This window comes from Sorangium sp. So ce145, assembly GCF_051525985.1.
Taxonomy (GTDB): Bacteria; Myxococcota_A; Polyangia; order Polyangiales; family Polyangiaceae; genus Sorangium; species Sorangium cellulosum_B.
Map to the genome: position 1 here is coordinate 6283640 of NZ_CP150315.1, position 23179 is coordinate 6306818.

14 protein-coding genes are annotated in these 23179 nt (G+C 70.8%); 8 read left to right on the forward strand and 6 right to left on the reverse strand.

The window, feature by feature from the left end; genetic code table 11:
• Positions 1-103: 103 nt before the first annotated feature.
• Positions 104-2752 carry an outer membrane protein assembly factor BamA gene (bamA, locus tag WMF34_RS22990; protein ID WP_437994549.1) on the reverse strand — a complete coding sequence of 883 codons (2649 nt, stop codon included), beginning with the start codon at positions 2750-2752 and terminating at the stop codon, positions 104-106.
• A 309-nt stretch (positions 2753-3061) separates the two neighbouring features.
• Between bamA and WMF34_RS22995 the strand changes: the two genes are divergently transcribed.
• The 3 genes from WMF34_RS22995 to WMF34_RS23005 all read left to right on the forward strand — a co-directional run bounded on the left by WMF34_RS22995 (position 3062) and on the right by WMF34_RS23005 (position 8381).
• A complete protein-coding gene (locus tag WMF34_RS22995) occupies positions 3062-5464 on the forward strand; it encodes a DNA gyrase/topoisomerase IV subunit A (protein ID WP_012237083.1) in 2403 nt (800 codons plus the stop codon).
• A 2-nt stretch (positions 5465-5466) separates the two neighbouring features.
• Positions 5467-7404 (forward strand): DNA gyrase/topoisomerase IV subunit B, encoded by a 1938-nt coding sequence (locus tag WMF34_RS23000; protein WP_012237084.1) that lies wholly within the window; start codon positions 5467-5469, stop codon positions 7402-7404.
• Between the two features lie 131 nt (positions 7405-7535).
• Complete coding sequence (locus WMF34_RS23005) at positions 7536-8381, forward strand: helix-turn-helix domain-containing protein (protein WP_437994550.1); 846 nt, start codon at positions 7536-7538, stop codon at positions 8379-8381.
• Between the two features lie 85 nt (positions 8382-8466).
• Here WMF34_RS23005 and WMF34_RS23010 read toward each other — a convergent pair whose 3' ends face one another.
• Complete coding sequence (locus WMF34_RS23010) at positions 8467-9285, reverse strand: carbon-nitrogen hydrolase family protein (protein WP_012237086.1); 819 nt, start codon at positions 9283-9285, stop codon at positions 8467-8469.
• Between the two features lie 62 nt (positions 9286-9347).
• Positions 9348-10067: a hypothetical protein gene (locus tag WMF34_RS23015; protein ID WP_157906851.1), complete on the reverse strand. Its 720-nt coding sequence runs from the start codon at positions 10065-10067 to the stop codon at positions 9348-9350.
• Positions 10068-10219: 152 nt separating this feature from the next.
• Here WMF34_RS23015 and WMF34_RS23020 point away from each other — a divergent pair, with 152 nt between their 5' ends.
• Together WMF34_RS23020 and ligA are read left to right on the forward strand one after the other, a co-directional pair.
• On the forward strand, positions 10220-10705 hold the full coding sequence (locus WMF34_RS23020; protein ID WP_231865014.1) for an NUDIX hydrolase: 486 nt from the start codon (positions 10220-10222) through the stop codon (positions 10703-10705).
• 13 nt (positions 10706-10718) lie between these two features.
• Positions 10719-12749 carry an NAD-dependent DNA ligase LigA gene (gene ligA, locus WMF34_RS23025; RefSeq protein ID WP_437994551.1) on the forward strand — a complete coding sequence of 677 codons (2031 nt, stop codon included), beginning with the start codon at positions 10719-10721 and terminating at the stop codon, positions 12747-12749.
• A gap of 33 nt (positions 12750-12782) precedes the next feature.
• Here ligA and WMF34_RS23030 read toward each other — a convergent pair whose 3' ends face one another.
• Complete coding sequence (locus WMF34_RS23030; RefSeq protein ID WP_437994552.1) at positions 12783-13787, reverse strand: DUF2804 domain-containing protein; 1005 nt, start codon at positions 13785-13787, stop codon at positions 12783-12785.
• Positions 13788-13975: 188 nt separating this feature from the next.
• On the opposite strand from WMF34_RS23030, the gene pruA reads away from it, so the two are divergent.
• Positions 13976-15616 (forward strand): L-glutamate gamma-semialdehyde dehydrogenase, encoded by a 1641-nt coding sequence (gene pruA / locus WMF34_RS23035; protein ID WP_437994553.1) that lies wholly within the window; start codon positions 13976-13978, stop codon positions 15614-15616.
• 40 nt (positions 15617-15656) lie between these two features.
• Here the strand turns inward: pruA and WMF34_RS23040 are convergent, their stop codons facing one another.
• Positions 15657-15932 (reverse strand): hypothetical protein, encoded by a 276-nt coding sequence (locus WMF34_RS23040; RefSeq protein ID WP_437994554.1) that lies wholly within the window; start codon positions 15930-15932, stop codon positions 15657-15659.
• Between the two features lie 446 nt (positions 15933-16378).
• On the opposite strand from WMF34_RS23040, the gene WMF34_RS23045 reads away from it, so the two are divergent.
• Together WMF34_RS23045 and WMF34_RS23050 are read left to right on the forward strand one after the other, a co-directional pair.
• A complete protein-coding gene (locus tag WMF34_RS23045; RefSeq protein WP_437994555.1) occupies positions 16379-17896 on the forward strand; it encodes a PPC domain-containing protein in 1518 nt (505 codons plus the stop codon).
• 188 nt (positions 17897-18084) lie between these two features.
• A complete protein-coding gene (locus WMF34_RS23050) occupies positions 18085-20232 on the forward strand; it encodes a M3 family metallopeptidase (protein WP_437994556.1) in 2148 nt (715 codons plus the stop codon).
• Between the two features lie 117 nt (positions 20233-20349).
• Here the strand turns inward: WMF34_RS23050 and WMF34_RS23055 are convergent, their stop codons facing one another.
• Complete coding sequence (locus tag WMF34_RS23055; RefSeq protein ID WP_437994557.1) at positions 20350-23151, reverse strand: tetratricopeptide repeat protein; 2802 nt, start codon at positions 23149-23151, stop codon at positions 20350-20352.
• Between the last annotated feature and the right edge of the window lie 28 nt (positions 23152-23179).

Below are 23179 nucleotides of genomic sequence, written 5' to 3' on the forward strand. Positions count from 1 at the left end.
CCAGGACGCTCTGGGGCAGGGCCCGCTCGGCCGCGACCAGCCCCCCCGTCGGGGCCCCCCCCGGGGAACGCGCACGTCCCTGCTGCGCCCGCCGGCCAGGGGCTCAGAAGAAGTTACCGATGTTGAACTCGAACTTGTACGTCTCTTCGTAGGGCAGCCGCTTGAACGGGAAGCCCCACTCGAAGCGCAGCGGTCCGAGCGGGGAGAACCACCGGAGCCCGAATCCCCACGAGGTGCGGACGTCGAGGAGCCGCTCGGCCGAGAAGCACGGGTTCGTGACGTCGTGCGGCGATGCGGGGGCGGCGTTGCAGTACAGCTTCTCGAGATTCCAGGCGTTGCCCAGATCCGTGAAGACGACGCCCTTGATCTGCACGGCCTCGAGGAGCGGGAACTCCAGCTCGAGGTTCTGGTAGTACATCAGGTTGCCGCCGATGTTCGCGCCGTTCGCGATGGGCAGCGAGTTCGGATCGAGCGACTCGCGGAGCGGGAGGCGCGGGCCGATGTCCCGGATCTCGAAGCCGCGCACGTCGAGGATGCCGCCCAGGAAGAAGCGGGCGAAGATCGGCACGCCCTGCGGGTTGGGGCTCGTCACCATGCCGGCCTCGGTGTTCAGCTTGAGGACCAGGCTGTCCGTGATCGGGTAGTAGAACCTCCCTGTGGCGCGGTACCGCAGGAACTCGTTCTCGCTGCCGAACGCGCTGTGGGCGAGCTCCACCGAGCCCTGCAGGTAAATGCCCGAGGTCGGGAAGAGCTGGTTGTTGCGCGTGTCGAAGGTGAGCGCAGGGCGGATGCTCGACGTGAGCCCGGCGTTGAAGAGGTTGTAGAGCGGGAGCCGCTGGAACGAGGCTCGCTCCTCTGCCGTGCCGAGGCCGGTGTTCGTGGCCGACGAGATCTCGTCGTTCTCCAGCGTGTAGGTCAGCTGCGCGCGCAGCTCCGGCTCGATGAGCGGGTAGCCGAGCGTGAGCGAGCCGCCGGTGGAGGTCTGCGAGAACTCCGTGTAGGTCCGCAGCTGGTTGTAGACGCTCACCGCCGCGGAGAACGGGCTGTCGAACAGGTACGGCTCGAAGAAGCGGACGTCGATGAGGCGCCGCGATCCCGAGATCTGCGCCTGGAGCGACAGCGACTGGCCGCTCCCGAGCAGGTTCGCCTGCTGGACCTGCGCCGTCGCGATGAAGTTCTCGACGCTCGAGAAGCCCGCGCCGATCTGGAAGGTGCCCGTCGGCTTCTCGCCGATGTCGACGTTGACGTTGATGTGCTGGGGGTCGTCGCCCTGCTCGGTGGAGATGTCGACCCGCTCGAAGTAGCCGAGCGCCGTGATCCGCTGCTTCGATCGCTCCAGCTTCGTCTCGCTGAACAGCCGCCGCTCCTCCACCTCCATCTCGCGGCGGATCACCTTGTCCCGCGTCTTCGTGTTGCCGCGGATCTCGATGCGCCCGAAGTAGACGAGCTGGTTTCTGCGGATGCCGACGGTGATGTCGACCTCGCGCCTGTCCGGGTCGAGCTGGGTGTCAGGCGACGCCTCGACGTTGGCGTAGCCGGCATCCCGGTAGAGCGTCTGGATCGCGCCGAGATCCTTCGCCAGCTCGGCGCGGTTGAACCAGTCGCCCGGCTTGGCCCGCACCATCTCGCGCAGCGCGCGGCGCCCGCCGAGCGGCTCGATCTCGCGGCCGTCGGCGTCGCGCTCGTAGACGCGGAGCGAGCGGATGCGGAAGCGCGGCCCCTCGTTGATCGTGATCGTGACCTCGATGCCCGTGCGGTCGGGCGTGAGCATCACCCTGGGCGTCGCGACCTGCGCCGCGAGGAAGCCACGATCGTAGTAGAGCGCGTTGATCACGAGGACGTCGCGCTCGAACGCGTCCTGGCGGAACGGACCGCCGGTGCCGAAGGCGAAGAAGCCCCCCTGCCCCGTGATCATGACCTCCCGGAGCTCCTCGTCCGAGATGTTCTGGTTCCCGATGAACGTGATGCGCCGGACGGTGACCGGCGAGTGCTCCTTGATCGTGAACTTGACGGTGACCTGGTTCTCCCGCTCCGGCTTGACCTCGTAGCTGACCTCGGCGAGGAAGAAGCCCTCCTCGGCGTACTTGTCGCGGAGCTTCTGCACGCCGCGCCGGATCGCCGCGTAGCTCAGGATCGTGCCGGTCTTGATCTCGACGGAGAGCGCCTCGGTGAGGTCCTCGCTGTCGATCTCCTTGTTGCCGGAGAACTCGATGGCCTTGATGCTCGGGCGCTCGCGGACCAGCACCCTCAGGCTCACGCCGTCGTCGCGGCGCGTGAGGTCGACCTCGACGTCGTCGAACAGGCCGGAGTCCCAGAGCTCGCGCACGTCGCGCGCCAGCCCCTCGGGGGTGAACGGCCTGCCGACCCGCGTCTGCCCGAGGTAGACGAGCACGTCCTCGGTCGAGACCCGCCGGTTGCCGGCGATGGCGACCTGGACGACCGGCTGCCCCCGAGCGAGCTCGGCCTCCGTGGGCGCCAGGTGGAGCGTCGGCTCGACGGCGTCGGCGGCGACCTGCGCAGGTGTACCGGCGCCGGGCTGGGCTCCCACGGTCGCGTCGGCCGGCGCGGGCGGCTGCGCAGCGCTGGCCGGGGCGGCAGGCGGCGCGGCGCCGCCCCGGGGCGGCTGCGCGCCCGGAGCACCTCCGGGCACCTGAGCTGCCGCGAGCCGGGGCCGTATCGCCGCTACTGCAACGAACACCAGGAAGAGGCCGAGCCAGACGAGCCGCAGCCAGCGGCCGAGAAGGCGAAGCATGGGACGGGTGCCTGTCGCGTACAAGGCGCCACCCCGTAGCCCAGCGCGCCGTGAGTCTCAAGGGCGGACGCCGAAATCAAGGCGTCGCCGTCAGGTCGCGCTGCGCTGCCCGCGTCCGGGTCGATCTCGCGGCCATCTGACGCTATGCCAGGGGCCGCACGAGCGCAGGCGAGCACTCGCTGCCAGAAATTCCGGCGAGGCAGCCTTGACCGAGCGCGAGCCCCTGGGTAATTGCCGAGGCTCGCCAGCGTTCACCTGAACATCGGAGCACCTGTTCGTCCGGTGCCCGCGCACTCTCTGGAGCATCGCGTGTCTCGAACCCCCTCCCTTCCGTCCGACGGTGACGCGTCCCGCAAGGGCCGCCGTGGCGGCCGGCCCGGTGACAGCGAGCCGCCGCCGCCCCCGGCGCCCGACACCTCGCTCGCCGACGAGGCGCAGCGCCGGTACCTGAACTACGCGCTCAGCGTCATCACGTCGCGCGCGCTGCCCGACGTCCGCGACGGGTTGAAGCCGGTGCAGCGCCGCATCCTCTACGCGATGCTGCACGACCTGCACCTCGGGCCGGACGCGAAGTACCGGAAGAGCGCGGCGGTCGTCGGTGACGTGATGGGTAAGTACCACCCGCACGGCGACGTCGCGATTTACGACGCGATGGTCCGGCTCGCGCAGGACTTCGTGATGCGGGCGCCGCTCATCGCCGGCCACGGGAACTTCGGCTCCGTGGACGGCGATGCGCCCGCCGCGATGCGTTACACCGAGGCGAAGCTCCGGCCCCTGGCGCTGGAGCTGCTCAGCGAGCTCGGCCAGCGCACCGTGGACTTTCGTCCCAACTACGACGGGACCCGCTTCGAGCCGATCGTCCTTCCGTCGCGCTTCCCCAACCTCCTCGTGAACGGCTCGCAGGGGATCGCGGTCGGGATGGCGACGAGCATCCCGCCGCACAACCTGGGCGAGGTGATCGACGCGTGCGTCGCGCTGATCGAGAACCGCGAGCTCACCACGCACCGGCTGCTGTCGTACGTGAAGGGGCCGGACTTCCCGACCGGAGGTCAGCTGCACGCGACGAAGAAGGAGCTCGAGGCCGTCTACACGGCGGGCCAGGGCTCGCTGAAGCTCCGCGGCGAGTGGCAGCTGGAAGAGGGCGACGGCAAGCGCGGCGCCGCTCCGCAGATCGTGATCACCTCGATCCCGTACGGCATCGAGCGGAAGGCGATCGTCGAGAAGATCGCCGAGGTGATCCTCTCCAAGAAGCTGCCGACGCTCGTGGACGTGCGCGACGAGTCGACCGGCGAGGTGCGCATCGTGATGGAGCTCAAGCGCGGCGCCGACGCGCAGCTCGTGATGGCGTACCTCTACAAACAGACGCCGCTCGCGATCAACGTGCAGGTGAACCTCACCTGCCTCGTGCCCACCGACAACGCGGAGATCGCCGCGCCGCGGCGGCTCGGCCTGCACGAGATCCTGACGAAGTTCCTCGACTTCCGCTACGCGACGGTGACGCGGCGGCTCGAGTTCGAGCTCGGCGAGCTGAGGCGGCGGATCACGATCCTCGAGGGGTTCGAGAAGATCTTCGACGCGCTCGACGAGGTGATCCGGATCATCCGCAAGAGCGAGGGCAAGGCCGACGCGGCCGAGAAGCTGATGAAGCGCTTCACCCTCAACGAGGAGCAGACGGACGCGATCCTCGAGCTCAAGCTCTACAGGCTGGCGCGGCTCGAGATCCTGCTCGTGCAGAAGGATCTCGGCGAGAAGCGCGCCGAGGCCAAGCGGATCGAAGGGCTGCTCCGGAGCGACGCGAAGCGCTGGGGGATCGTCCGCGACGAGCTCGTCGAGATCAAGGGATCCTACGGCGAGAAGCGCCGCACGAAGGTGGTCGGCTCGATCGACGAGCCCGAGTACCAGGCGGAGGACTTCATCGTGGCCGAGGACGCGAACGTGATCCTCTCGGCGCAGGGCTGGGTGAAGCGGGTCCGCGAGGTGAAGGATCTGGCCTCGACGCGCATCCGCGAGGGAGACAGCGTCCTCGCGGCCGTCGCCGGCTCGACGCGGTCGACGGTCGCGTTCTTCTCGAACCTCGGCGCTTGCTACGTGTGCCGCATCCACGACGTGCCGCAGTCGACCGGCTACGGCGATCCCGTGCAGAAGCTGTTCAAGCTGGCCGACGGCGAGCGGCTGATCGCGCTGATGTCCTTCGATCCGAGGGCGCTCGACGTCCCGGCGCAGACCCCGGACTCCGCCGAGCCGGAGCCGCCCTTCGCGCTCGCGATCACCCGAGGAGGCCTCGGCTTCCGGTTCTCGCTGCGGCCGCACCGCGATCCATCGACGCGCTCCGGGCGCCGCTTCGCCAAGCTGAACGAGGGCGACGAGGTGCTCTTCGTCCACGCGGTGGACGGCGCCGACCGGGTGCTCTGCGCCTCGAGCGACGCCTGGGCGCTCAGCGTGGCCGTGGAGGAGCTCGCCCTGCTCTCCGGCCCGGGCAAGGGCTCCGTCGTCATGCGGGTCGCCGAAGGTGAGCGCCTGGTCGGCGCCGCGCTCGCCCTCGGGCCGAGCGACGTGATCACGGTCGAGACGGAGAAGGGCAAGACGCTCGAGATCGCCGCGAGCAAAATCGCCGGCCAGCGCGGCACCCAGGGCGAGCCGGTCGCGCGACGCGACCGCTTCGCCCGCGTGGTGCCGCCGGCCGTCGTCGTACCGACGCTGGAGGTGAGCTGAACATGGCCGCCACGAATTCCCCGGTCCGCGCCGCTTCCGGCGCACGTTACACGGCCGCTGACATCGAGGTGCTCGAGGGGCTCGAGCCCGTCCGCAAGCGCCCCGCCATGTACATCGGCGGCACCGACGCGAGGGGCTACCACCACCTGCTCTGGGAGATCGTCGACAACGCCGTCGACGAGGCCATCAACGGGCACGCGAAGCGGATCGAGGTGACGCTCGACGCCGATCTCCAGGGCGCCACGGTGACCGACGACGGGCGCGGCATCCCGGTGGACGTCCATCCCAGGTACAAGCGCCCCGCGCTCGAGCTCATCTTCTGCACGCTGCACGCAGGCGGGAAGTTCGCGAGCGACAACTACAAAGTCTCAGGCGGGCTCCACGGCGTCGGATCGAGCGTCGTCAACGCGCTCTCCGAGCTCGTCGAGGTCCGGGTGCTGCGCGACGGGTCCGAGCACCAGCAGACGTTCTCGCGCGGCGCGCCGACCAGCAAGCTCAAGAAGGGCGCGCCCACCCGCAAGCACGGCACGACCATCCATTTCAGGCCCGATCCGGAGATCTTCGGGCAGGGCCGGCGCTTCGATCCCGAGACCATCCGCGAGCGCCTGGAGGCCAAGGCGTACCTCCACGGAGGGCTCGAGATCGCGTTCCGCGATCTCTCGTCCGGAGAGTCGATCGAGCTCCTCCACCCGAACGGCATCGCGGACTTCTTGCCGAAGCTGGTCGCCCAGCGCGGCAAGCCGGTGACGCACCCGTCCATCTTCTACGTCGCGCGCGAGGGCGAGATCCGCCTGGAGGCGGCGCTCCAGTGGACGGAGTCGACCGACGAGTACGTGAAGTCGTACGTCAACGGCATCCCGACGCACGCGGGCGGCGCGCACGAGTCCGGCTTCAGCGGCGCGATCGTGAAGGCGGTCCGCGCGTTCATGGACGCGAAGAAGGTCCAGCCGAAGGGGGTCACGCTGACGGCCGACGACATCCGCGAGGGGATCGTGGGTGTCCTGTCCATCTACATCCAGGATCCGCAGTTCCAGGGGCAGACGAAGGATCGACTCAACAACGCCGAGGCCGGGCCGGCGGTCGAGGGCATGGTCCGGCCGGCGCTCGAGCAGTGGATGCTCCACAACGGCACGGCCGGCGAGTCGATCGTGGCCCGCGCGATCCTGGCGGCGCGCGCCAGGGAGGCGCGGCGCGAGGCGACCCAGCAGGTCCTGCGCAAGACGCCGGTGTCGCACCGGCTGAACCTGCCGGGGAAGCTCGCCGATTGCGCCTCGACCGATCCGAGCGAGAGCGAGCTCTTCATCGTCGAGGGCGACAGCGCAGGTGGCTCGGCCAAGCAGGGCCGGGACCGCCGGACCCAGGCGATCCTCCCGCTCCGCGGCAAGGTGCTCAACGCGGAGCAGGCCTCGACCTCGAAGGTGCTCGGCAACAAGGAGCTCCAGGACATCGTGAGCGCGCTGGGCTGCGGCTTTGGAAAGGACTTCGATGCCTCCAAGTTGCGTTACGGAAGGATTTTTCTACTCATGGACGCCGACAGCGACGGCCAGCACATCGCGACGCTGCTGCTGACGTTCTTCTACCGGCACCTGCCCGGCCTGCTCCGCGGCGGGCACGTGTTCCTCGCGCAGCCGCCCCTCTACAGGATCGACGTCGGCAAGGAGACGCACTGGGCGCTCGACGACGCGGAGCGCGACCGGGTCCTCGCGAAGCTCCCCAAGACGGCCAAGGCGGATATCTCGCGGTTCAAGGGGCTCGGCGAGATGCCCGCGGAGGACCTCAAGGCGACCACGCTCGACATCCGACGCCGGCGCGCGCTGCGCATCGTGATCGAGGGAGAGATCGAGACCGATCGCATCCTGAACGAGCTGATGGGCAAGGACGCCCAGGCGCGCTTCCGCTTCATCATGGAGCGCGCGCCGAACGCCGAGATCGACGTCTGACATCGATCCCTCCGATCCCTCGTTCGAGGGGTCGCGGCGACTCCGCGCCTCGCGCGGACCTCGTTGGATGCGGCGCCTCGCTCCAGCATTCATCCCTTTGACCGCCATGAGCTCGCCGCGAGGATGTCGCGATGCAGGCGACCGCCATGGCGTGCTCGTCGCGAAGACACAATGTGCCAACCGCGGGTGATCTCTGGCGCCTGTGCCACGTGAACGGCAGGCCACACCCCGTCGGACATCGCGAGCAGGCTGCCGGGCAATCGCGGGATTTTGTGCTGCTGAATGCCGAATCGCGTGAGCCGAGAGCGCTGCGTCAGCTTGCGGCCTGCTGGTTGCAATACGTCGCGCCGGTGGCCGCGATGACCGCGAGACACCGCCCTTTCACCGCTGGAGAGGTACTCGTGACGACTGCGCTTCCCATCTCGACTCCGATCGCACCCTCCTCGTCCCACAGCATGCCGGCCGCATGTTCCCTGTCGGTTCCGAGCGGCGCGCCTGCCGCACGGCCGACGTCGCTCCCGGCGCATGGCGTCGCTGCGCCGAGCCACGGCGCGCAGCTGCCGCGCGAGCGCGCTGTGGCGACCGGCGCCTCCCGATCCACGCCACCACTGCGCTCGGCAACCCCGCTGCCGCGCAGTACCTCGGAGCGGATCCTGCTCGGCCGCGACCGCATCCGCAGCGCCGCGGAAGCAGGCCAGAGGATCCGTTCTTACGAGGTCGCGCTGGACCTCGATCTGTCCGAGTTTCACTTCGCACGGCTGTTCCGCGCGGCCTTCGGGTCATCGCCCCACGTCTATTACGATGAGGTGCGTGCGGAGCGCGCGCGAGCGCTCCTGCATGAGGGGCTAACCGAGGGAGAGGTCGCCCGCCGCATCGGCTTCCGCAGGCCTGCAGAGCTCCGCGCCCTCCTGTCCAAGCGCGGCAGCACGCCGCCCTCGGCCGGAGAGACGGAGCCGAGCGACGCCTCTGCCGAGTGAGCTGACGGCAGAGATCGATCCTGTGGAGCGCTGGCACCGCCGCCTCCGGTGCGAGGACAAAGTGCTTACCCCCATGACACGACGATCAGAGCCTCCGGTGCGTGAGCGACGGTAGGTTCGCCCTGACCCGATCGAGGTAGGACGGGTCGAGCATCGCCATCGCGATCCCCTCCCCTTCCGAGGCCTGAGCGATCACCTCACCCCACGGATCGATGACGCACGATTTCCCGAACGTCGCCCGCCCGCCAGGATGCTTGCCCCACTGTGCCGCGGCCACGACGTACGCCTGGGCCTCGATGGCCCGCGCGCGGAGCAGGACCAGCCAGTGGTCCTTGCCGGTGAGCAGGGTGAACGCCGCAGGGACGGCGATCGCCTCTGCGCCAGCGGACGAGAGCGCGCGGTAGAGCTCCGGGAACCGGACGTCGTAGCAGATCGACAGCCCGAGCTTCACGCCGTCGATCTCGGTGACGACGGGGCGATCCCCGGCGGTCGTCGACGCCGACTCGCGGTACTTCGTTCCGTCGGCGATCTCGACGTCGAAGAGATGAATCTTCCTGTAGCGCGCGGTGAGCCGGCCGTCGGCCCCGAAGACCGCGCAGGTGTTGTACGGCCGCGCCGGATCGTGCGCGCGCTCGGGGAAGCCGCCGGCCACGATGGTCACCCGGGCGGAGCGCGCCGCGTCGGCGAGACGACGCGCGATCGGACCGCCGCCAGCGTCGAGGTCCTCCGCGATGTTGCGCTTCCCCTCCTCGTTGCCCATGTACGCGAAGTTCTCGGGCAGCACGACCGTCGTCGCCCCACGGCGCGCCGCCTCGACGACGAGCACCTCGACCCGCGCCAGGTTCTCGCTCACGTTCTCCTGGCTGGAGAGCTGAAGGGCCGCCCAGATCACCGGTTTCTCCATGCGGCAAGCCTACCGCACGGGGACCCGGCGTGGACCGCGCGCCGACGGGAGCGCAGGGCTCGTCAGATTCCTCGATCTCCGGGCGCTCCGGCAGCGCCACCTGCCCCGCCGGCGCCAGCAGCCCCGCCGCCACCTGCCCCAGCAGCTCCGCCAGCGCCAGCGGCACCTGCCCCGCCAGCGCCAGCAGCCCCACCGCCACCAGCGCCACCTGCCCCGCCGGCGCCGGCGGCTCCACCGCTGCCGTCCACCTCGGCGGGCGCGGCGCACTCGAGCGGCGCACCGGAGTAGGTGCACCTGGCGCTGCACGCGGCGCACACACAGGCGAGCACCCGCTGGAACATCCGGTGGGCGGCGCCCGCTTCGTCCGGGAACACACACGCCGTCTGGCAGGCTTTCTTGCGGCCGCACCCCTTGAGGCACAGGCTGATCGGCCTGCACTCAGGCTCCCCGTCGCACGCCGCGAGTTCCGCCTCGCAGCGCCCACCGCGGGACGCATGCTCGTTGAAGCAATCGCCGCAGCGCCCGGCTTCGCCGCCATAGGCCGCGAGGCATTCGCAGACGTTCGACGGCCCCTTTTCATCGCCCGCATCGGGCGGCGCTCCCCCCGAGGCGCCCGCGCTGGTGGAGCTGCCCGCCTGAGGGCGCGGCGACGGGGGCCGCTCGTCGGTGCAGCTCGGGAGCGACGCGAGCGCAAGCGCCGCACCCCAGGCCATCACGCCGCAGAGGACAGCCCAGCCGTACAACCCGACAGGAGCGCGCATCGCCCTCCGCACGATCGCCATGATGGGGACGAGCGTAGCCTGCCTCTCTCCCGCGACCGAGCCTGAGCCGCACGGCTCATGAACGTCCGCAGGATCCGCCAAGGCCGCACGGAACCCTCTCCCGGCGGCGCCCGATCGCTCCTATGCTTTCCCCGCACGTCACAAAAATTCTCATGGAAATCGCTCCCCTGTCGCTGTTGCCGCGCTCCGTGCTCGCCCTCGCCAAGGAGGTCGCGCGCGCGCTGCTCCGGCGACCTGTCGTCGGCATCGCCGCCGCCGCTCAGACCGCCGACGGCCGGTGGCTGCTCGTTCGCCGCAGCGACACCGGAACCTGGGCGCTCCCGGGAGGCACCCTGGAATGGGGGGAGACGCTCCGCGACAGCATCGTGCGGGAGCTCGCCGAGGAGGCCGGCGTCACCGAGGTCGAGCTCGGGCGGGTCGTGGGCGTGTACTCGCGGCCCGATCGCGACATCCGGTTCCACGCCGTGACGGTCGTCGTCACCGCCCGGATCGCCGCGCCGACGCGCCCCCCGCAGAACCCGCTCGAGATCCGCGAGGCCAGGCTGTTCCGGGAAGACGAGCTCCCGTCCGAGCTCGCGATGGACATGGGGGATCTCTTCGCCGCCGCCCGGCGCGCCGGCGACACGGAGCTCGAGTGAGCCGAGGCAAGCGATGACGCAGGCACACCACGACGACGCCGGAGCGCGCAACGCGCTGCAGGGCGGGCTCGCGACGGATCCGAAGCACAAGGCGAGGATCGAAGAGCTCGCCGAGCGCATCGAGAAATACAGGGCGAGCTACTACGCGGGGCACCCCGAGATCTCGGACGCGGCGTTCGACGCCCTCGAGGACGAGCTCCGCGCCCTCGATCCGGCGCACCCGGTGCTCGCCCGGGTCGGCTCGGCCTCCCTGATCACCGAGTGGGAGAAGGCGCGGCACGAGATCCCGATGGGCTCGCTCAACAAGGTCGTCTCCGAGGACGAGCTCCTGGGCTGGGTCGCCCGGTGCGACGAGATCCTCGTGAAGGACGGGCACGGCGACGGCGGCACGGGCGCCGCGCCGCCGGCACCGGGATCCATCTCGAGCGTCGCGGGTGACCTCTTCGTGGCGGAGAAGCTCGACGGCATCTCCATCGAGGTCATCTACAAGGGCGGCAAGCTCGTCGACGCCATCACCCGCGGCGACGGCGAGTGGGGCGAGCGGATCACCGCGAACGTCGCGCGGATGAAGGGGATCCCCTCGCGGATCCGGGAGAAGGGCCGGCTGTCCGTGCGCGGAGAGATCATCCTTCGCCTCTCGGACATGAAGCGCCACTTCCCCGGCGTCACCAGCCCGCGCAACATGGCCGCGGGCGCGGCCAAGCGGTTCGACGGCCAGGGGGCGGAGCACTGCACGGTGCTCTTCTACGATGTCGCCGATCACCTCGAGATCCCGACGTGCCGGGCGCGCTTCGCCTGGCTGCGCGAGCTCGGCTTCGCGACACCGCAGACCGCGCACGGCAGCGTCGAGGACGTCGTGAAGCTCTACCGGCGCTACTCGAGCGAGCTCCGCGCGGGCCTCGACTACGAGATCGACGGGCTCGTCGTCTACGTGGACTCGCTCCACGTCCAGGGCCTGCTCGGCGACGTCAACCGCCGGCCGCGCGGCGCGGTCGCCTTCAAATTCGCGTCGCCCGCCAAGGTGACGACGGTCGTGGCGATCCAGTGGGACACCGGGCCGAGCGGCCGCGTCACCCCGGTGGCGATCGTCGAGCCGGTGGAGCTCGCCGGCGCCAACGTCCGGCGCGCTTCCCTGCACAACTCGGCCAACGTGCGGAGCCTCGGCATCGGCGTGGGCGACGAGGTGCTGGTCTCGCGCCGCAACGACGTGATCCCGTACGTCGAGGAGGTCGTCGAGAAGCGCGGCCCCGTCGCCGTCCCTCCATCGGTCTGTCCGGTCTGCAACGCGCCGCTCGTCGTCGAGGGAGAGTACCTCCTCTGCCGGAACGCCGCGTGCCGCGCCCTCATCGAGGGGCGCATCCACAACTGGATCGACGCCATCGGCGCGCTGGAGTGGGGCGACAAGCTGATCGAGCAGGTGGTGGCCGCGGGCCTCGTGCGAGAGCCGCTCGACCTCTACAAGCTCACGGTCAAGAGCATCGCCGACCTCGATCGGCGCGGCGAGAAGAGCGCAACGAAGTGCCTGGAGCAGCTGAAGAGCCGCCTCCCGCTCGCGCTGCCGGTGTTCCTCGCGGCGCTCGGCATCGAGGGGTTCGCGATCCAGACCGCGCGGCTGCTCGTGTCGGCGGGGTACACGACGATCGAAAAGCTGCTCGCCGCCGGCGAGGACGAGCTCGCCGGCATCCCGGGCCTCGGCGCGATCAAGGCCGCGAGCATCGTTCGAGGGCTGCGCGCACGCAGCGACGAGATCGGGCGGCTGCTGGCCGCCGGCATCGTCCCGGTCGCGCCCGAGGCCGAAGGCCCGCTCGCCGGACTGACGTTCTGCTTCACCGGCGCGGGCGCGCGTCCCCGCGGCGAGCTCACCCACCTCGTCGAGTCGAGCGGCGGCCGGGTGCTGAACAGCGTCACGAAGGAGCTCAACTACCTCGTCATCGCCGACGTGGCGTCCACGTCGAGCAAGGCGGTGAAGGCGCGCAAGTACGGCACGAAGCTCATCACCGAGGACGATCTGGACAAGCTCATCGCCGAGCGCCGCGGCGGCTGACCGAGGCGAGCCGCGGCCTCGACCCGTCGGCCCCTACCAGGTGATGTCCTGGTCCTCCGTGACGCCGAGGACGTCCCGGAGCTCAAGAAGCCGCCCGTCCGGGAGGCGGATCGTGCCCGAGTAGAGGCCGATCGGCTGCATGAACTCCGACGCGAGCAGGCCGACGTTCGTGTGGTTCGAGTGCGCCGCGCCGGGGACGAAGCGTAGATCCACGGCGCCGTCCGCGGTCCGGACGCGCCACGGATCGAGCGGCCGCGCCGCGTCGAAGGTGAACCGGCCCTCGGCGAGCGGGATGAGCTCGCCGTCGATCCAGATCGCGCACTCGGCGTCGCCGACGAAGCCTTCGCCCAGGTTCAGGCCGACGCGCTCGCCGCTCTCCGCGCGCCCCAGCGCGAGGGCCCAGCGCCAGGTCGTACGGCGCCGCAGGAGGCCGCCCGTGTAGTCGTAGCTGGCGATCGCTCCGTCGAGCGAGATGCGGCGACCGAGCACCGACGCCTCGCCCTCGACGCCGAGGAGCAGGCGCTTCTCGGTGGTGATCAGGAAGCCATCCGAGGCCTGCGCGATCGCCGAGAGCGCCGGCGGGGCCGCGCGGCCGTCGAGCCGCGCCTCGAGCTCGACGCCGCGGAGCGCGGCGGTCACCGCGGTCGTCGCGTCCGTGCGCGGCCGCTCGATCCGGACGCGCGCGCGGGGGAGCCACACGCGCGCGGAGCGGCCTTCGCCGCTCGCGTCGCCCACGCTCGCCGCGAAGGGCGGCCCGAACGCCGCGCGGTCCACGAGCAACCGCCGGCCTGCCTTGTCGAAGACGACGCTGAACGCGATCGACAGGTAGCCGAGGTGAACGACCGCGACGGCGACGAAGACCTCGTCGGACGCGATCCCCACGTAGACCCATCGCTTGTGCTTGAGCAGCCGATCGAGCCTGCGCGGCGCGAGGAGCGCCGGGTCGACGCGCGGGAGATCGCCCCGGTACGACCCGACGCGCGCCGCTCCCGTGCTCGGGTCGAGGATCGCATCGGGCGGCGTGATGAGCTCGCGCATCTGACGAGAGTAGCGGCGACGTGGTCGCTGCCCAAGGCGAGCGACGCCGGAAGCCTGACATCGTTAGAATCGTACGAATCGCGCGATTGCGCCGAGCGCGCTCCTCCGCGGCCATCTGGCTCACGCCGCGGCGGAGAGCAGCGGCGCTGGAGCCTGCGCGCCCTCGGCTCCGTCGCTAGACTCGCGTCATGATCGACGCCATCGCCACGCCCCCGAGCCCTCAGAACGAGCCCGTCCTCACGTACGCGCCTGGCAGCCCGGAGCGCGCGGCCCTCAAGGCGGAGCTCGACCGCCGGGCGCGGGAGACGATCGAGATCCCGATGGTCATCGACGGGGAGGCGATCCGGACCGGCGCGCTCGACGAGGTCCGCGCGCCGCACCGGCGCGACCTCCTCCTCGCCCGCGCCCACCAAGGCGGCGCCGAGCACGTCGCGCGCGCGATCGAGGCCGCCCGGCGGGCGCACCCGGCCTGGTCGAGGACGCCGTGGACCGAGCGCGCCGCCGTGTTCCTCAAGGCGGCCGAGCTGCTCGCGACCCGGTACCGCCCCACGCTCAACGCGGCGACGATGCTCGGGCAGAGCAAGACGGCGTACCAGGCGGAGATCGACTCGGCCTGCGAGCTCATCGACTTCTTCCGCTACAACGTCCACTTCGCGCACCGGATCGCGGCGGAGCAGCCGGCGAGCGCGCCCGGCATCTGGAACCTCGCGGAGCCTCGCCCGCTGGAGGGCTTCGTCTTCGCGGCGACGCCGTTCAACTTCACCGCGATCGCGGGCAACCTGTGCGCGGCCCCGGCGCTGATGGGCAACACGGTGGTCTGGAAGCCGTCCGCGAACGCGCTGTACTCCGCGCACTTCGTGATGGATCTGTTGATCGAGGCGGGCCTCCCGCGCGGCGTCATCAACCTCGTCATGGGCCCGCCCGAGCTCGTCTCGAACGCGTGCCTCGATCATCCGGATTTCGCCGGCATCCACTTCACCGGCTCGACCGCGGTCTTCCAGTCGATCTGGCGCCGCATCGGGGAGAACATCGGGCGCTACCGCAGCTACCCGAGGATCGTGGGCGAGACCGGCGGGAAGGACTTCGTCTTCGCGCACGCGAGCGCCGACGTCGACGCGCTCGCCGTGGCGCTCGTCCGGGGCGCCTACGAATTCCAGGGGCAGAAGTGCTCGGCCGCGTCGCGCGCGTACATCCCCCGCTCGCTCTGGCCGGCCCTCAAGGACCGGCTCGTGGGCCACATCCGGGCGATCCGCGTGGGGGACGTCGCCGACTTCCGCAACTTCATGGGCGCGGTGATCGACGAGCGAGCGCACGCCCGGCTCACGGGGCGGATCGCCGCGGCGAAGTCGGACGCGGCGTGCTCGATCGTGTGCGGCGGCGGCGCGCGCGCGCACGACGGGAGCAACGGCTGGTTCGTCGAGCCGACGCTGATCGAGACCACGGATCCGCGCCACCCGCTGATGGCGGAGGAGCTGTTCGGGCCGGTGCTCACGGTCTGGGTCTACCCCGACGGCGAGGAGCACACGGCGCTCGCGCTCTGCGACGAGACGTCGCCGTATGGCCTGACCGGCGCCGTGTTCGCGCGGGATCGGGCGTTCATCGAGGCGGCGAGCGACGCGCTCCGCTTCGCCGCGGGCAATTTCTACATCAACGACAAGCCGACCGGCGCCGTCGTCGGGCAGCAGCCGTTCGGCGGCGCGCGCGCCTCCGGCACGAACGACAAGGCGGGCAGCCTGTTCAACCTGCTCCGCTGGGTCTCCCCGCGGGTCGTGAAGGAGACGTTCGCCCCGCCGCGCGCGGTCGCCTATCCGTTCATGGCGGCCGAGTAGCAAGCGCGCCTCGCGCCGGAGAGGCGGCGGGCCTCGTCGCTCAATCCTCCGGCGAGTAGTCGCAGATGCCACCCGCGAGATCGGCGCAGGATCGGTCCTCCTCCTCGTAACACTCGGCCGTGCGCTCGATGGCCGTGGCATAGGACGCGCGGTCGGACAGCTCGAGGCACAGCGCGACGCACGTGTCCTTTCCAGGGCTGTCGGTCTGGCACTCGGCGTTCTTGGTGCAGACCACCTCGCACGCGTCGATGTCCGACGAGCATCCAGGGGTGGGAGCGAGGAGCAGCAGGGCCAGGACGAGCGCGGGACGGGGCATGGCGAAAGTTCCAGCGGCCATCGGAGCACGCGGCCGAGCCGGCGGCGAGAGGCGAGCAGGGGGCGGCCGCGCGGCGCCGGCTCGACCCGGCTCCAGATCCCGGCTGGAAGCGCGCGCCGCTGGAGGCGAATCGAGCCGGTGAGCCCGCCTGCGAACTCCGTGTTCCGCCCAAGTCGTTAAGCGCACCAACGGAGATCGGATTTCTTCTCAGGGCTTCAGGCCCGGATCCATCGCCATCAGACCCGCCATGCGCCGAGCTCTACAGGCCGATCCGTCATACCGACGATTCGGTTGTGGAGCAGCACCCGGCCGTTACGTATGCTCCAGATCTCCGCCCGACAAAAGCGTGCGCTTCCATGGCGCGCAGGACGAGCAGAAGCGTAGGTGTATATTTCCCACGCCGCTACACCAGGAGTCGCTGTGGGATAGAAAACGTTGGAGGTGCCATGAAGTCGATTCATTTTCTGGGTTTCTTCGTGCTCGGCACGATCGCGGCGACCGCCGCAGGCTGCGGCGGAGACAACGACGGCGACGGCGGCGGCGGCGGCGAGGGAGGAGCCGGGAGCACCACGACGTCCTCCGCGACCACCGGCCCCGCCGCCAGCAGCACCTCCACGGGCTCAGGCGAGGTGGACGACGGGAACGACAGCCCCGAAGAAGCGGAGCCGATCCAACCCGAGGACGGTTGGCTCGAGGGGACGCTCGAGCCACTGGAAGAGGACGCTGACTACTACAGCTTCACCGGAGCCAAGGGGCAGCCGGTGTACATCCTGAGCGACGCGAGGCCTTCGGATGACGAGAGGGATCCGACATACCCGGATACCGTCCTCACGCTGCTCGACGCCGACGGGAACCAGCTCGCGCAGAACGACGACCCGGCCCGGGGCTTCACCAATGACAGCGAGCTGCTCACCGTCCTGCCAGCAGACGGCGAGTACTTCATCGTCGTCCAGGATTGCAACGCCGCCTTCCCGCAGTTCGCCTTCCCGAACGGCTGCTTCAACCCCGCCGACGTCGTGAGCTTCGACTACGGGGTGGCGCTCCTCTCGCTCGATCCGGCGGAGAGCGATACCGACAGCCTCATCGGTGAGGCCGAGCCCAACAATGACGCCGAGCAGGCCGTGCAGCTGCACTATGAGCTGAACAACGACGAGTCGGGCTACTTCACCACCTTCGCGTTCGGCAATTTCGAGAGCGCGACCGACGTCGACGTGTATTCGTTCACCCCGCCGGAGACCCCCGCGGTCGACAACGTCATCCTCGCCCAGCTGATCGCCGACCAGCCGACAGGGATCGAGGGCAACGGCTCGACGGTGGACGTCAGCGAGATCGCGGTGTTCGCTTCGACCGATCTGACCAACGCGTACGCGAAGGTGAACCCGACGAAGGGCGGCGATATCACCCTCCCGGTGGAAGCCGGGCAAGAGTACTTCGTCTTCGTCAAGCGCCCTGCGGGAGAGGTAGGAAAGAACGACTTTTACATCCTGCTGCACAACCGCATGAGCTCCGATCCCCTCGAGGCCGAGGAGGAGACCAACGGTGTCGTGGAGACGCCGGAAGGCGGCCTCGTCTCCTTCCCCAACGGGGGAGGCGGCGTCAGCTACGCGATCGAGGGCCAGCTCGCCGACGGAGAGACCGCCGACGTCGACATCTATGCGGTCCCGCTCGATGACATCGAAGAGGGCTGGACGTTCTCGGTCGTCTGCGAAGCGCAGCGCAACGGGTCCGGGGTCCGCGAGCTCAGCGCCGAGGTGCTGAACGGAGACGGCACATCGATCGACGCCGCCACCTACTCGGCCACGGAGACCGAGGACGAAAACCTGTACGTCGAGCGGGTCGCGATCCCGGAGGCCCCTGCGGACAACCGGCTGCTCGTCAGGGTATCGGCCGGGACGCCCGCCGCCGACGTGACGAGCCGAGGATACAACTGCCTCTTCGCCTACCTGCCGCCGGAGACCGAGTGAGGGTCTGAAGCACCTCATGGCGTGAGCGCCCGTCCCACGGGCGCTCACCGCCGGGTGCGCCAGAGCACGCAACGCCGGACCGCCCTCGAAGACCGGCGCTGCGCGCGCCGTCGTCGGCACACCGTGCGCGCCGATCGCCGGCGGCTCTCCCCGGGCCTCCCCGCTCCCCGTGGTATAGCCCGACCGACATGAAGGTCGGCACCACACCCGCGCGCTCAGGGCTCCTCTCACTTCTCCTGCTCGTCGCCTGCAACGCTGGCACCCGGACCGGTGGGGTCTCCTCGCCGGCCACGGCCGGCGGCGCCGCGCCGCAGGGGGCGACGTCGACGCCGGCGACGACCGCACCGCCCGAGACGCCGCCGCGCGCCGAGTTCGATCCCGTGGCGCAGGGGCTCACCGTGGAGGGCGTGAAGCAGCTCTGCGACGAGCACCTGCGCGCCGCGGAGGGGCACCTCGACGCGATCAGGGCGCTCCGAGGCGCGCCGCCGGAGAAGCTCACCTACGCCGCGACGCTCGGGCGGTTCGACGACGCCACGCTCGAGGTGAACAGCGCGGGCGAGTTCCCGTACCTGATGGGGGTCGCGCACCCGGACGCGGCGGTGCGAGAGGCCGCGAGGCTCTGCGAGCCGAAGGTCGACAGGTTCACGACCGCGATGTGGCTGGACGCCGATCTCGCCGCCGTCATCGGGGCGTACGCCGAGAGAGGCGACGCGCGCGAGGCGTTGAGCGGTGAGCGCGCCCGGCTGCTCTCCGATGTCCTCCGCGACTTCCGCCGCAACGGGCTGTCGCTGCCGGTAGACCGACAGCAGCGCCTCCGCGACGTGAACGAGCAGATCACCCGCATCGGACAGGAGTTCATGTCGAACCTGTCCGCGTCGACCGCATCGATCGAGATCGCGCCCGCCTCCCTCCAGGGGCTGCCCAAGGAGTACGTGGCGAAGCACGCGCCCAAGGCGAACGGCAAGGTCGAGATCACCACCGACTACCCCGATTTCTTCCCGTTCGTCACCTACGCCAAGGACCGCAAGGCCGCGCTCGCTCTCTACGTCCTGTTCACCAACCGCGGCGGCGAGAAGAACGTGAAGCTGATCGATCGCCTCCTCGCGCTCCGCTCCGAGAAGGCGAAGATGCTCGGCTACAAGAGCTGGGCGGACTACGCCATCGAGCCGCGGATGGCCAGGACGAGCGGCGCCGTGCGCGGCTTCCTCGACCAGGTCAGGACCGCGCTGAAGGAGCCCGCCAAGGCCGAGTTCGCCGCGCTGATGAAGGAGCACGTGCGGCTCGGAGGCAAGCCGACCGACAAGCTCCCCCCCTCCGATCGCTACTACCTCGAGGATCGGGTCCGCGCGTCCACGTACCAGTTCGACTCGCAGGCGCTCTCGGATTACCTCGAGCTCGGCGCGGTGAAGCAGGGGCTCATGGACATCACCGCGAAGATGTACGCCCTCGAGTACAAGGAGGTCCCCGCGAAGGCGTGGCACCCCGACGTGACCGCGTACGAGGTGCGCTCCGAGGGCAAGCTGATCGGCAAGTTCTACCTCGACCTCTACAGCAGGCCCGACAAGTACAAACACGCGGCGATGTTCACCGTGCGGACGGCGAAGCTGCTCGACGACGGGTCGTGGCAGAGCCCCGTCGCGGCGCTCGAGTGCAACTTCCCGAAGCCGGGGGCACAGCCGGCGCTGATGTCCCACGAGGACGTGGTGACGTTCTTCCACGAGTTCGGGCACGTGCTGCACCACCTCCTGACGCGCTCGGAGCTGGCCTCCTATTCAGGGACCGCGACGGTGCGCGACTTCGTCGAGGCGCCGAGCCAGATGTTCGAGGAGTGGGCGTGGTCGCGCGAGGTGCTCGATCTGTTCGCGAAGCACCACGCGACCGGCGAGAAGATCCCGGACGCCCTCTTCCAGGCGATGACCCGCGCGCGAGGCTTCGGTCGAGCGCTCGCGACGCAGCGGCAGCTCACCCTCGCGTCGATCGATCTGGAGCTCCACACCCGCGATCCGGGCTTCGACGCGACCGTGGTCGTGGAGCAGGCGCAGCGCGCGAACGAGTCGTTCGCCTTCGTGAAGGGGACGCACCTGCAGTCGAGCTTCGGGCACCTCATCACCTACGACGCGGGCTACTACGGCTACCAGTGGGCGCTGTCGCTCTCGCGCGACGTGCTCACCCGCTTCAAGCAGGAAGGCCTGCTGAACCCCGCCGTCGCGCGCGCGTTCCGCGACGAGGTGCTCGCGAAGGGCGGCGGCGTCGAGGCGGGAGCGCTCGTCACCCGCTTCCTCGGCCGCCCGCCGAGCCACGACGCGTACCTCGCGTACCTCCAGGGCAAGGAGTGAACGGGCCGGCCGCCGCGCGGTCGAGCGCTCGGCGCGGGCCTTGTCGCCGCCGAGCGCTCGACCGCGCAGCGGCGCAGGGTCCAGCCATCCCTGGCCGGCCCCCCCTGACGGGAAAGCTCAGGGCTCGATCGCGACGCCGAGCTCCTCGCGCAAGGCGTGGTAGGCGTCCGAGACCGTGAACGAGAGGAGATCGCCGATCTTCTCCTCGGGCGTCAGCACGCCCGGCGCGTCTCCCCGCGAGAGCGACGACGCCGCCACCGAGAGATCGCCGGTCAACAGATAGCCGACCCGGGCAGCGCACCGCTCGACCGATCCCACCCAGTGCGCGAGATCGAGCGGCGCGCGGATCTCGTAGAGCTCGAACACCGCGGCTTCCAGGGCATCACGCTCGCTCTCCGTCAGGTGCTCGTCGAGGAGGGGCACCAGCGCGAGGACCGCGCCCTCGAGGTCGGCGGGGACGAGCTCCGACGGCCGCGCCACCTTCACCGCCGCGGCCAGACAGACGCCGAGCTCCTCGAGCGACGGGAAATGGAGCAGCAGCCGGTGCGGGCCGACGTGGTACGCGACGTGGCTGCCCACAAGGAACGCGAGCTCGGCCGCCGTCCTCCCGCGGAGCGCCTCGCCGCCGACGAGGACGCTCGGCTCCTCGACCGCCACCGCGGCGACCGCGATCGGCGCGTCCTTGCGGAGGTAGACCGCCGGCGCGGCGATCCCGAGGCACCGGCTCGCCCACGAGAACAGGCGAACCACGCCCGCCGCGTTCCGCTCCGCGTCGGCGCGCGCCGCCGGATCGAGCTGGGGAGCCCGCTTCTCCCGCACGCGCTGCGCGAACCGCGCGCGGATCGCCGCGCCGGCGACCGACGCGAGGACCTCCTCGAGCGCGCGATCGCGATCGCCCGCGCGCAGGAGATCCCACGTCGCGACGCTCAGCCCGCGCGCAGGCTGGACGAGGCCCGCCGGGCGGTGCTCCTCGAAGATGAAGCGCTCCCGCGCCTCGGCCGCGCCGAGGTAGACGGCCACGCTCGCCGCGGACCACGCCTGGTCGACCCGCCTCAGCTTCTGGAACGTGTCGAACAGGTCGTGAAACACCTGGACGTTGCCGGGATCGAGCACCGCCGCGGCCTGGAGGTGCGCGGCGGCGCGCTCGAGCCGGCCGGCGGCCCGCGCGAGCGACGCCGCGCTGAGCCGCCCCGGGATGTCGTCCGGTCGCTCGTCCACCGCGCCCTCGAACGCCTCCAGCGCGGAGCTGGGATCCTCGAGGTGATCGCGGAAGAGCATGCCGAGGCGGCGGCAGAGCTCCCAGGTGACGTCGCTCCGGACGCGCACGTCGGAGATGCGCTGCGCCCGCTCGAGCATCCGCCGGTACGCGAGCTCGAGCTCGCCCCATTCCTGCCGCGCCGAGAGGAGGATCGCGATGAGGGAGAGCGGATCGAGGAACGTGGGATCCGCGTCCAGCGCGCGCTCGAGCAGCTCGATCCCGTCCCGCTCCCGCGTGACCTCGGTCAAGGTCGCGCGGGCCTCGCCCTGCATCGCGGCGCGGGCGAGCTCCAGGAGCGCGAGCGCCCGCTCCCTGGGCTCCTCCATCCGCTCGATGAGGCAGCGGCGCGCCTCGATCGACGCCTCGACGTCGCCCGCTGCCTGGTAGAGCCGGCCCAGGCCGCGCAAGACCGCGGGGTCGTCGGGGCGGAGCTCCCGCGCCCGCTCGAGGAGCTCCAGCGCGCGCGCCGGCTCCCCGGCGATGCTCTCCCAGCGCTCCGCGGACTGGACGAGGAGCCCGAAGCGATCGCCGTCCCCCTCGACGCGCGTGAGCAGCCGCTCCTCCGCGATGCGCAGCCGGACGAAATCGCGCGCGGCGAGGTGGAGCTCGACCAGGGCCTCGAGCGCGGGCCGGTGCTCCGGCGCGAGCGCGAGCGCCTTGTCGAAGCTCTCGATCGCCTCGCGGTGCCGCTCCTGGCGCCACCTGGTCTGGGCGATGCGCAGATGCACCTCCGCGCGGGCGTCCCGGTGCGCGACGCCGACGAGCGCGAGCGCCTTCTTGTACGCCGTGAGCGCGCCCTCCAGGTCCGCGGCGGCGGCGAGCATGTCGCCAGCCGCGAGGTACTGCCCGACCGGGTCGTCCGGCGCCGGCGCCGGCGTGGTGGCGGCGTCCCGCTCGTCCGCGACGACCAGCTGCGCTTCCTCGGGCCGCTCCGCCGGGGGCGCGCCCGGGGCGCCGCCGCGCGGGACGAGCACCGCGAAGGAGCCCCGCCCGCCCGTCCGCGCGAAGCACGGGATGGCGCTGGCGAGCTCGGCGTTCCCCTCTACGCGGCGGAAGATCGCCTCCGCGGTGAGGCCGCGCTCCGGCTCGGCCTCGTCGAGGTGCTCGACGAAGGCGCGGGTGAGCACCGACGGCAGATCCGCGTCGAGCGAGCCGATCGGGTGGGCCGCGACGAGGAGCTCGACCCCCGTCACGGAAGACGCCACCGCCTGCTCCGCGGCGGCGACGACGGCGCGCGAGGTCGCCCCGGGGCCGTGATGGCACTCGAGGACGAAGAGCACCTCGCCGCGCGCGCGATCGCGGAACACCGCGGCGATGTCGCCCAGCGCGTCGCCCAGGCCAGGGTTCTCGGGGTCGAGGCAGAGGAAGAGCTCCCCGTCCGGCGACAGCGCGACCGCGCTGGAGGCGTAGAAGAGGAGCAGAGTGGACGCATCGTCGCGGGCGGCGTCCTCCGCGTCGACCAGGGTCCTCCGCGTCGCAACGACCTCGTCGAACAGCGTGTCGAGCTGCTCCGCGAGATCCCGGGCGGGATCGACGTCGATCACCCGGAAGCCCGCGTCGTCCAGCGAGAGGCGGGCCCGGATGAGATCTCCGTCGAGCGAGCCGGGCGCCGGCCGCTGATCGCGGTGCAAGCTGGGCGTGGCGACGATGGCCAAGCGCATCAGGGCGCCCTCTTCTCGTTGCGTACGC

What these genes read in the sequence shown, in the direction of transcription:
- ligA (WP_437994551.1), top strand. Translation starts at nt 10,719, where the DNA reads ATGACGCAGGCACACCACGACGACGCCGGAGCGCGCAACGCGCTGCAG.
- WMF34_RS23010 (WP_012237086.1), bottom strand. Translation starts at nt 9,285, where the DNA reads ATGGAGAAACCGGTGATCTGGGCGGCCCTTCAGCTCTCCAGCCAGGAG.
- WMF34_RS23030 (WP_437994552.1), bottom strand. Translation starts at nt 13,787, where the DNA reads ATGCGCGAGCTCATCACGCCGCCCGATGCGATCCTCGACCCGAGCACG.
- WMF34_RS23045 (WP_437994555.1), top strand. Translation starts at nt 16,379, where the DNA reads ATGAAGTCGATTCATTTTCTGGGTTTCTTCGTGCTCGGCACGATCGCG.
- pruA (WP_437994553.1), top strand. Translation starts at nt 13,976, where the DNA reads ATGATCGACGCCATCGCCACGCCCCCGAGCCCTCAGAACGAGCCCGTC.
- WMF34_RS23000 (WP_012237084.1), top strand. Translation starts at nt 5,467, where the DNA reads ATGGCCGCCACGAATTCCCCGGTCCGCGCCGCTTCCGGCGCACGTTAC.
- WMF34_RS23005 (WP_437994550.1), top strand. Translation starts at nt 7,536, where the DNA reads ATGCAGGCGACCGCCATGGCGTGCTCGTCGCGAAGACACAATGTGCCA.
- bamA (WP_437994549.1), bottom strand. Translation starts at nt 2,752, where the DNA reads ATGCTTCGCCTTCTCGGCCGCTGGCTGCGGCTCGTCTGGCTCGGCCTC.
- WMF34_RS23055 (WP_437994557.1), bottom strand. Translation starts at nt 23,151, where the DNA reads ATGCGCTTGGCCATCGTCGCCACGCCCAGCTTGCACCGCGATCAGCGG.
- WMF34_RS23040 (WP_437994554.1), bottom strand. Translation starts at nt 15,932, where the DNA reads ATGCCCCGTCCCGCGCTCGTCCTGGCCCTGCTGCTCCTCGCTCCCACC.
- WMF34_RS23020 (WP_231865014.1), top strand. Translation starts at nt 10,220, where the DNA reads ATGGAAATCGCTCCCCTGTCGCTGTTGCCGCGCTCCGTGCTCGCCCTC.
- WMF34_RS23015 (WP_157906851.1), bottom strand. Translation starts at nt 10,067, where the DNA reads ATGGCGATCGTGCGGAGGGCGATGCGCGCTCCTGTCGGGTTGTACGGC.
- WMF34_RS23050 (WP_437994556.1), top strand. Translation starts at nt 18,085, where the DNA reads ATGAAGGTCGGCACCACACCCGCGCGCTCAGGGCTCCTCTCACTTCTC.